This window comes from Pontibacter qinzhouensis, from assembly GCF_008017455.1.
In the GTDB taxonomy this organism is placed as follows: domain Bacteria; phylum Bacteroidota; class Bacteroidia; order Cytophagales; family Hymenobacteraceae; genus Pontibacter; species Pontibacter qinzhouensis.
Genome location: NZ_VRTY01000069.1, coordinates 23,976 through 34,176 on the forward strand (window position 1 = coordinate 23,976; position 10,201 = coordinate 34,176).

Annotated in this window: 8 protein-coding genes; 3 read left to right on the top strand and 5 right to left on the bottom strand. The window is 46.0% G+C overall.

Annotated elements, in window-relative coordinates:
• Positions 1 to 109: 109 nt before the first annotated feature.
• Complete coding sequence (locus tag FVR03_RS16665; protein WP_147922895.1) at positions 110 to 994, top strand: universal stress protein; 885 nt, start codon at positions 110 to 112, stop codon at positions 992 to 994.
• A 182-nt stretch (positions 995 to 1,176) separates the two neighbouring features.
• Positions 1,177 to 1,665: a flavodoxin domain-containing protein gene (locus FVR03_RS16670; RefSeq protein WP_147922896.1), complete on the top strand. Its 489-nt coding sequence runs from the start codon at positions 1,177 to 1,179 to the stop codon at positions 1,663 to 1,665.
• A 14-nt stretch (positions 1,666 to 1,679) separates the two neighbouring features.
• On the opposite strand, the gene FVR03_RS16675 is transcribed toward FVR03_RS16670, so the two are convergent.
• A complete protein-coding gene (locus FVR03_RS16675; RefSeq protein WP_147922897.1) occupies positions 1,680 to 2,039 on the bottom strand; it encodes a histidine kinase in 360 nt (119 codons plus the stop codon).
• 42 nt (positions 2,040 to 2,081) lie between these two features.
• The gene (locus FVR03_RS16680; protein WP_255474270.1) at positions 2,082 to 3,323 is read right to left on the bottom strand and encodes a PAS domain-containing protein; all 1,242 of its coding nucleotides are present in this window, start codon (positions 3,321 to 3,323) and stop codon (positions 2,082 to 2,084) included.
• A gap of 494 nt (positions 3,324 to 3,817) precedes the next feature.
• Between FVR03_RS16680 and FVR03_RS16685 the strand changes: the two genes are divergently transcribed.
• Positions 3,818 to 4,831, top strand: coding sequence for a universal stress protein (locus tag FVR03_RS16685; RefSeq protein WP_147922899.1), 1,014 nt, complete (start codon positions 3,818 to 3,820; stop codon positions 4,829 to 4,831).
• A gap of 1,539 nt (positions 4,832 to 6,370) precedes the next feature.
• Here the strand turns inward: FVR03_RS16685 and FVR03_RS16690 are convergent.
• The 3 genes from FVR03_RS16690 to FVR03_RS16700 form a co-directional block, all read right to left on the bottom strand.
• On the bottom strand, positions 6,371 to 7,222 hold the full coding sequence (locus tag FVR03_RS16690) for a universal stress protein (protein WP_147922900.1): 852 nt from the start codon (positions 7,220 to 7,222) through the stop codon (positions 6,371 to 6,373).
• Between the two features lie 398 nt (positions 7,223 to 7,620).
• Positions 7,621 to 9,282: an FAD-binding protein gene (locus tag FVR03_RS16695; protein WP_147922901.1), complete on the bottom strand. Its 1,662-nt coding sequence runs from the start codon at positions 9,280 to 9,282 to the stop codon at positions 7,621 to 7,623.
• Positions 9,283 to 9,344: 62 nt separating this feature from the next.
• Positions 9,345 to 9,716 (bottom strand): hypothetical protein, encoded by a 372-nt coding sequence (locus FVR03_RS16700; protein WP_147922902.1) that lies wholly within the window; start codon positions 9,714 to 9,716, stop codon positions 9,345 to 9,347.
• Between the last annotated feature and the right edge of the window lie 485 nt (positions 9,717 to 10,201).

A 10,201-nucleotide genomic window follows, 5' to 3' on the forward strand; every position in this document is an offset into this window, starting at 1 on the left:
TAATAGGAATAAAATAAAAATCCTGTGTCTTGTGTCTTATAACAGGCGGTTTTGCGTGCAAAAGCAGGAACTACGGTAGTACAAATTTTTACAATTACACTCCTTTGTCATGAAAACGATTCTGGTTCCATCCGATTTTTCTTATGTTTCTTTAAAAGCGCTGGAAGTTGCCCTTAGCCTGGCCTCGCAACTAAATGCCCGCCTGCTCCTGTGCCATGTGTACCGCGATGTTCCGATAATGCTCGGCCCAATGTTTACATTGCCGGTTTCGGAAGACAGGCAGGAGTACCTGGTCCGGCTAAAGCAGCAGGCAAAGGTGGCAAGGCTCGATAAGCAGGTCATGGTGCCGATCAGGTACCTGGTCAGAAGCGGCGATACTATACGGGAACTGTTACATGTAATAGAGGAGAAAGAGGTAGACTTGGTCGTAATGGGCACCCAGCAAGGGCCATCGTTTCTGGACAAGCTGTTTGGATCTACCACCGAGCAACTGTTGCGGCTGTCGCCGTGCCCGGTACTGGCGGTGCCTGAAAACACCAGAATTCGGGAGCTTCGTAAAATAGTGTATGCCTCAGACCTGGAACCAGATAACAAAAGCGTTATGCAGCAACTCTTCCGGCTGAAGAGCCTGATTACAGCAGCCATAACAGTACTCCACGTAAAAACCGACACCGAAGCAACATCAGGTTTAAAAGACGATCTGAAAGCATCTTTGTTTGATGATTTTGCAGGCAACGATTTTTCGTTCGTACAGGTTTATAACAGGCACATATCGGCCGGCATTGTTAAATATGCCAAAAAGCACCACATAGATATTATCGCATTTGCCGAAGAACATCGCAACAACTGGGACTCCCTGCGGCTGGCAAGTACATCAGGCATGCTGCTTTACGCCCTCGATGTGCCGGTGCTGGCTATGCCGAAGCAGCCTGGTGGCCTGGTGTCTTCGTCTTCTTCGGAAAAACAAGACGAAGTGGGCAAAGACTTTTTCTGAAAAATTCGACCTGCTGGCTTGGCAAAGTCAGCCTTTCACTTATGTTTCACTTTATAAATTGTTATTTTTAAAGCGGCTAAACTGGCAAAGCCGCTTTGCACCCGGATCTGTTTTCGCTGGCGAGAAACGGAATGTTGACTGACTTGTGTGACTGAGCGTTAAACCTGTTTCTTTTAAACCAGATGAAAATAGCCGTTGTGTATATGTCGAGGCACGGAACCACCGGGAAGGTGGCTAACCTGATTGCCGAAAAGCTTGAAAAAGAATATCCTGTGGATGTTCTGAACCTCAGCCGGTATCCGGATTTTTCGCCGGATGCCTATGATGCCGTAATTATAGGAGGCAGCATACACCTGGGAGCCATACAAGAGGAGGTACAAACTTTCTGCGAAGAAAACCTGAAACTGCTCCTGCAAAAAGAAATCGGGCTGTTTATTTGCTGCCTTCTGCAGGAGCGACAAGAGGAGCAACTCCGGCAAGCATTTCCTGAAAAGCTGCTACAGCATAGCCTCCTGAATGCCTGCCTTGGCGGCGAATTTCTGATGGAGAAAATGAACCAGCACGACTGGCTTATAGCACGTTTGGCAGCCAAGTCTGACCGCAGTGTTTCTAAAATTAATTATGCCGCTGTAGACAGGTTCACTCAACACTTGCTTCAAGATATCGCTTAAAGAGGCAAATGCTTTTATCTTGAAGTGGCGGAAAGTCTTTGTTCGGCTTTAGACAGTATAGCTAAAAACTGATCAGAAAGTAAATCGATGCCTTTTAAGCCGTCGTGTGCCTGGTCGATCATGCCATTTTTGTACTGCCGCAGCAAGGTAAGGGCAGAGAAATTAAGCCTCTGATGAATATTGGCAAGTTCCTGAATTTCAGGTTCGCTGCCGTAGCGTACCAACCCCACAGAGTCGAACCAGACGTTTACCAGCCCTTTTGGTGAGAAATGTACCTCATCGTAGGAGCCGCCGTAAAGTAATGCCCGAATTTTTGTCTTGAAAAAGATATGCTTTACCCGAAGCTGCTGAAAATCCAATTTGGCTAATTCCATAGCATGCCTCCTATGTTTCTATGTAAAATTTCCTGCACGCTTTTATTGGCTTAATTCCAGATCCTGTAACTTCTGCCTGTATCGTTCCTGATCCGATACATCGTACCCAAAAACCAGGATGCCATGTATGTTTCCGTTCTCGTCGCGGAGTGCCTGGTAAATAAATGTCAGGTAATACTGCTGGAGTTCATTTGTGTTTACCTGGGCCAGTTTTATAGGTACTGCTTCGGCCAAAAAGTCTTCTCCGGTAGTATACACCTTGTCCAGAATCTGAATAAAACCCTGCTCCACCACTTCCGGAATTACCTCAGCCACGGTTTTACCAACAGAGTCTCTGTTGTAAATTAATTTCTGGTAGTTCTCATTTACCAGCTCGTAGCGGTGTTCAGGGCCTTTTAAGATGCAGCAGAAAAAGGGCGCTTTCAGTATAAGCTGCTCCATCACTTTGCGTTCTGCCTCTGCCTTTAAAAAAGAATGGTGCACCTGGTCCGAGAGCGCCACCATTTGCTCATTTGTAGCCAGCAGTTCCATTACCAGGTTGCGGGTGTCGTGAATATCGGTGTAGCTGCCTACCCACATGGTTAACTCGCCCTGCTCTGTGTGCATGGGCATGCTGCGGCAAAGGTGCCAGCGGTAGTTTCCGTTTTTGTCTCGCTGGCGCAGTTCGGCCTGCATTTCGGTGCCCTGCTGCAGAGCCTCTTTCCATTTGGCAGCAAAGGCCCCCTGGTCTTCAGGATGAATTGTTTCCTGCCATTTGTCGCCGAAAAGGTTTGTGATTGGCTCGCCTGTGTACTGTTCCCAACGCTGGTTCAGGTAAGTAAGTTTACCTTCCGGATTGGTAGTGAAAATGAGTTGAGGCATGGCATCGGCCATAAACCTGAACTTGCTCTCTTCTAAGGCAAGGGCATGTTTGCTGAGCTCGCGCTCCGTTACATCAGAGGTTTTCTGAATAATATAGCTCACGTTACCCTTTTCGTCCGGGATGGGCGCATGAATGGCTTCCCAAAAGCGCACATCGTAGCCACCACCTGCCGATGCTGGCCTTGGTATGTCGTAACGCAGAACCTCCAACCTGTCGGGTTGTTTGGTTTCTAAAACTTTTTCCAAGGATTTGCGCAGGAGGAAAGCATTTCTGGAGCTCGGATCATCCGGATTATCTGGGAAAGAATCCAGGAAATCCTGGCCTACCAGTTCCTCGCGTGTTCGCATAGTTATGCGGTAATACTCGTCGGTGGCATCCAGAATTTTAAGATCAGGAGTAAGAATTACGACTGTGTCAGGCAAATGTTTTAATAACTTAATTAAATCCATGGGCTAGGCTAAGATAACCGAAAGCAATGATGCAAGGCAAAAATGCCATTTTTTTTGAAGTACGTGCAGGTAGCTGTAAAGTTCCGGCTTCTGCGGCACAACTTCCTGGGCTATGGCAGCACCTGGCAATGACCTACACCTACCCAAAAACAGAACAGCCTGACCTTTAGCACAAATGAACTAGCCATTAAAGCGAAAAACAAGTAAGAAGCGCTTTAAAAAAAATGAATTATTTAAATAAAAACAGCCTTCAGAAGATTTTAAGCCAGTTTTTCGCCAAGAGTTGCTAGCTGCCGGGTTTTATAGGAGGTATGTGCAGGAGCACCGGTAACCCTAGCCTGAAAACCTGACTAAAGTCTGTTGCAGACCTGATTTACCTCATCGCTTTTAGGTGCGGTTGCCGGTACTTTAGCCTTATGAAACAGCTGTTGGGGCTGGTTCTTTTATAACTTGTAAAAATAGCTGCCATGAAAACCATACTCGTACCCGTAGATTTCTCTTTAGGCTCAAAAAATGCCTTGTTATTCGCACTGGAGGTAGCACAGAAAGCTAAATTAAAAGTAGTTGTTTTCCATGCTTTTTATGCGGCCTCGGCACCACCTGCCATGTATGAGATACCTTTGTTTTTGCCGGAGCTGGAAAAGGAAAAGTGCCGTGAACTCGATCAGTTTGTTGCTAGCTGCAAAGCAGATGCTCCCAACGATTATGTGTATGACTTTAAATGTGTGGCTAAAGCAGGTCAGCATGTTAACCAGGTGCCAGGTTATGCGGAGCAGGTATTCCATACTATATTAGCCACCCACGCGCCAAAGGAGCGCTATACGGCCCGTGTTACCTGCGTGGCTAAAATGGGAAAGGTTCAGGATCAGATTGTAAGTATAGCCGGGGCGTATGAGGCAGACCTGGTGATAATGGGCATGCAGGGAGGAGGTTCGCTGGGTAAGGCTATAATTGGCAGCACGACCGTATCGGTTATGCGAAACAGCCGCGTGCCGGTGTTGGGGGTGCCGCTCTGGGCCAGGTTCCGCAGCCTAAGCTCGGTAATTTTCGCTTCCGACTTAAGCCGGCAGCCAGACAATGAACTGCTCAGGCTACTCCGCGATTTCATGAAAACTTTCAGACCAAGGCTCGAAGTATTGCACCTGCACCGCCACCCCGATATGCAAATAGCTTATAAGAACATTGAACGCGCCCTCGAATCTTTTGATGAGCAGCTTCATGATGTAGATTACAAGGTGGTGCTCCGGCAAAGAACAGATGTGGTGGCCGGTATACGGGAATATGTGCAGGAAAAGCAAGCCAGCATCCTCATCCTGAGTCCTCAGAAACATACTTTTTTAGAACGACTCCTGAACAAAAGCGTGACGGCACAAATGGTGGCCTATAACGAGGTGCCTCTTCTTACCCTGCCATCGTTTGGAACAGGCTGGCAGGTACGCGAACCTGAAGAATTAGAAGTTACCGACAACCAAGCGTATTAGTACAGCACCAAATTAAGGATTAGAAAAGTTTGCCGCAGAGCGGGAGTTACAATAAATACCTGCTATTCCGCTGCCTCTCATGTATCCTTATAGCGGAGTTAATTATTTTTGATATTAAGTCGGAGCAGCACTTCTTACTTCCTTCTGGAGCATTCTTTTTCATGTGCAATTTTTCAAATGAAAAAGCCCTCCAGAGGGATTTTTGCCGAAAAACATCCAAGGGTAGAAAGCCTCTTTTCTAGCTGACAGCCATCTGAGTAAACAGTATTTCAGTAGTAGAGGCAGTGCCACAAAGTATCAGAATTTCTTTCAAGAATCGCTCCTTTTCAATTTGGCGGATTTGTAATCTTCTTGCACCTAACTTATTACAAAAGATTTAGTAGCTTATAAAGCTCATGTCCTTCAATTCATAAATAAAAATGCAGATTACAAAATGAATTTGCTAGTGCATGGCACTGTACTTACCCATAATTTTTGGCTTAAGCAAGAGCAGGAGCAGGGGGTACATCCAGCCCATGAATATCTTTTCTGAATTGCAGATTTACGGTTTCATCAACCCAACTCGTGAAATAGTTAGAACGTTAGGTTAATGTTGAAGGGAAGCAGGTACGTGATGCTTGCGACAGAAAAAGGCGATAGCCAGTGGTGGAGTAGCTTAACCTGGCAGTGAATCAGGTAGTATTGGTGCAGCTAGTAGCTTAATTTTTACACTGCTGTATAGCCTACATCTCCTTATTCCTCAATATAACCAATTGGCCACTTAAACCCGTGTTCTAATTAGATTTTATTTGTGCTCTGGGTTGTGCAGTGGTATAAGGAAGTATTAGAAATTTTAATAATGTACTTGAAGAAGCGGCTCTGCCTGAAACTCTTTCTTCAACATAAAACCTTGCAGCGTTTTTTACCCTTGGCAATATTTCGTTTAAAATGCTTTGGAAGGCTGATTTTATTTGAATAATTGGCTAAAACCTGTAGTAAGCCGGTTACTCTTTAAATGGAATTTTTCCCTTTAAGGTTTTCAGGAGCGTGGGGAGCCAAATCGCAGCACTTGGTGAATGGAATCTGCAGAGGAGTGTGGTAAAAAGATAAACATCTGCTGCTACAATAGCCGCAAGTTCAGATAAGATCAGGTGGAAACCAACCGGTTTTACGGCAGTTTCTTTTTTGCTGATCGTTATCTGAACAGTAGCTGCTTTTGCGGCTGTACCAGGCTTAAAACTTGCCTTTGTGGAGAGTATGCTTTTTGTAAGGGTGTTAAATAAAACGGTGTAAATTGGTTACTGGTATCGACCTCATGTTAACTCTCCGGAATTTAAAATGACAGAACTCTGAGGAGAAGAAGTAAACAAGTATACAACCAAAGGGAACAAAACTCTTTTCTTCTGATGGAATTTAAGAACTGGCTTTTACTTCGGATTAGTATTCATGAGGTCTTTCAAAAATAAAACAGGCTGCTAAAACAGCTTTTCGTGCTAAAGCTCAAATGTCGGTTTAATAGGAAAATAATGTTTTACCGATGCAGAGCTTTTGTGGGGGGTGTTACAGAGTACAATGCATTACAAGCATAGGCAGGTAGCTGTGGTAAGAAATTTCCTGTCGTTGATTTTGCGGAAATATATAGTCCCACTTCTCTTTTGGGTGATACCCAACCACCAGCATGTCGGCTTTGTTATGGTGCGTAAACTGGCTTATACCAGCCTGCACCGACCTATGGGTTTCTAAATGAATGGAAATATTCTGGAAAGGAAACCTGCTGTAATAGAGTTTCAGTTCTTCCAGTAGTTTTTCCTTGTCTGAATCCGTTTTTGAAGAGAGCACGTGTAAGATCATAATTTCGGAGCGGAAAAGCGTGGCCAGTCTCAGCAAAAAGTTAAGTCCGGTTAAGGGGGCATTTTTGAGATCGGAGGCATACACTATTTTAAACAAAGATTTAAACGCAGCGCCTGGAGGTATCAGCAGCACCGGGCAAACTGTAGCAGCTGTTACGCTGGCCGCAACAGAGCCAACCAGCACCTCCTGCAGGCCACCTGCACCATCGTGCCCCATCACCACTACATCTACCTGTTCTTCTGCCAGCAAGGCCGGAATGGTGTCTTCTTGCGTTCCGTATCGCAGGCAAAGCTCATACCGTACATTTTCAGAAGTATTTTTGTTGTTAAGCTTTGTTTTGAGTGCCTCCAGCCTGGTTAAATGATCTATTCTCTCTTCCAGTTCATCGGTAAGGCGGTCGTGTTCCGAGCTGTAGGCTAGTGCCAGTTTTGCCTTGGCTGCAGTAGAAACCGAATGAAAAAGCAGAATACGAGCGTCGAAAAACTGAGCCAGTTCACTGGCATACCGGATAGCATTTTCGGAGGAAGCAGAGAAATCGGTGGTGCAGAGGAAGGTTACCATGGCTACTTAAATTTGCTGTAGAAGTAATTGACTGGTATAAAGATAGGCGCAGCTTAGGTTATATATGATGACATTTCATAACCCTGCAACTGATTTAGCTCATTTATCTGGCATGAAGCACCAATGAATATGTTTGATTTCTGATTTGCAGCAACTTGAGAAACAGGACCTGCCTTTTCAGCCACAGGTGCCAAGACTCATGATACCGGATTTTTTTCAGGTAACCTACAAGAGAATAAGCTGTAATTCTAAGAGCAGCAACTGATCTTGCAGGAGCTGCGAACGCTGTGCGATTTTGGTCGCTATGTGTTTTGGAATTTAGAGGTAGAAGTAAGTAAGAATTCGATACAATAGTTTATCCTATCATACGAAGCAGGCACATTTGAAACCTGCTTTAGTTAAGCAACGGGAGCGGCAGGGCTTTTGTCTAACCCACATTGCATCATAAAATCGTTTGTAAAAACTTTCCTGGTGGGCGCATCGAGCAGTGCAGCGCGGCATTGCAGCCACTTATCTACTTGCAGGTTGCCATACATGTGCCGTACCCGCTGCTCATTTAAAATGAAGTTAAGTTTGCCCCAATGCAGGGTATAAGGAATCTGCAGTACTTCCAGCCGATGCCACACATCCGAGAAGAATTTTCTTGTAAAGGGAGCATCCACACCATCCATTTCGAGCACGCAGGAGTTGGCAAATTTTGTAAAGCCAAGTAAAGCACGCGTGCCTTTAACAAAACGCAAGGCAAGGGCACCCGCGAAAGGCTGTTTCTTGTTCAGCTCCAGAATTACTTCCGTTACCCGAAATACATCTTCTGTGGCTACAGCCAGAGCAGCACTGGCTATCTGGCCTTTAAAGCGGGTATGCCTGAAGGTTTCGCCTATGGTCATCGGCTGTGGTTGTGCTGCCCGGAGGGTACTTTTAAACAGGGCATTTACCAGCGGCTTAATCGTGATCATGCTACCAGCAGGGCCAGCTGCTTCCAGTACCCGCGAAATAATTCCGTTCAGATCGGGGCTAAACGTTCTGCCACTCTCCAGACGGTTATGGATCGGCTGATAACCAGGAGGGCAAGGAATTTTGTAGAATGTACGGATGTAAATGCCTTTCTCTTTGCTGCCCGGCTCAAAATGGTGTGGGTTCAGGGCCAGCTCCAGGTGGTAAAGCTTGAGCGACTCGGTTTGCTGGGGCATTCTTACCTGCTGGTTCTCCGGCAGGCCGCTTTCTTCGGCTAGTTTGTTCAGCAGAACGCGCAGCGCCTCCATATCGAGTTCACCGATTGCCCGCTGCAGAGCAGGGGTGTAGGGAACATGGTCGAAACGGAACTCCTGCAGCAGAAACAGCGGCTCCACCTGCAGGAGCACACCGTGTATAATGCCAAAGCTTCCGAACGATACCACCGCTGCATGAAACATATCATCATCACGAACTGCTTCGGCACCAAGCGCCTGCACAAATTCTTCAGACACAACAGGAGCAGAGGCCCTCTCGAGCCAGACATGCCGGTTAGAGCCGGTTACCAGGTGCAGGCCCACAATGGCATCGTGCACTGCGCCGGTGTAAAGAGCACCTCCGTGCGTGCCTGTTGCCGTAGCGCCTGCCACCGATTGACCATTGCTGCCACCAGAGGCCATAATGCAGCGCCTGTATTGTAGCTCCAGCAGTTCGTTTAGTTCGAGCATGCTCATGCCACACTGCACAAAAATCAGGTCGTCTTTGTTTTTACCGCTCTGCCTGAAGGTGGCTGAGAGTGAGGAGTTGGCGAGTTTAAACCGGAGGTTTAACCCTTTGGTATTGAGCATGCCCCCATGGCACATGGCCACCGGCGAAAACGACCAGTTGCTGCCCATGGCTCTAAGTGGTGTGTTCGTCTGGATCGCGTTTCGGATTAGCCATTGCATGTTGGCGGTGGTGGCATTGTAGTCCTGCAACAGTGACTGGTTACCTGGTATGCACAGTGAATAAGAGGCACCAGGTGTAAACCGATGTTTAAAGTTCTGATGCGCATTCTCCCATGGATCTTCCGGATGAAAGTGCTCAATGCCAGGAGGTAGTGTTGCCATAGCTATGGTTGCTTATGTGTAAGTGAAACAGCAGGTATTTGTCTTCATCAGAACAAAGCTTTTTAATCATTCCCGATAACGCCTGTGTCTCTGGTAGGTGGAGCACAGTCCCACTCCAGTTTCTGCGGAATAACAAGGCCCAGGCTCAGGAAAGAAACTGAGATGAACAAGGGGTTTGTTCGGGTGCGCACTCTGGTCATGTCGCTACCAGGTTGGCAACCGGCATCCCAATCAGCTGCCTTTAATAAGCCCCAGAAGTAAGACCAATGCGTAGCACCAACATGCGATAGGGTATGAGCGCGGGTAGGTTCGTCGGTAAGGTGCCTGCTCACCACAGTATCTGTTACAGCACAGGATGGCAGCACCAGGAAAACTATCAGCATGATGCTCCAGGTATGCCACTGATAGAGTAAAAAGCTATTTTTCTGTTTCATAGCAGGGAGTGGAGGATAAATTGATTATAAAACACACGTAGCAGGAAGTTGCAAAAAAGCAGAGAAGTTCTTTTGTGCTCCGGCTGTTTTAAGGAACTACCCTTACCAGGCTTTTACCGGCAGCACACATAAATTATTCTAATGAAATAAGCCTTTCAGAAGTACCTGAGGCTTAAAAGAGTCAAGGGTTAGAAACAATGTGGCACATTTTCCTAATTAAACAAAACTATTCTACCACAAACGAATCGCTGATGCTATAAAAGGTGAGTGGCACCTATGGTTACCTTAACAACCTGAAGCATGAATATTTGTAATTACTTTTAACTAAAATATATTGGGTAGACCCTTGACAAAATCCGGATCTAAAACCTTCTGGAGGCTATTTTTATTTAGATAATTCAGTAGCAAAGTTTGAAAAAGCTTGAATTGAAAAGTTTGTTGCATCTGATCAAACCTCAGAAAGTATACAATATACGATGCTATTA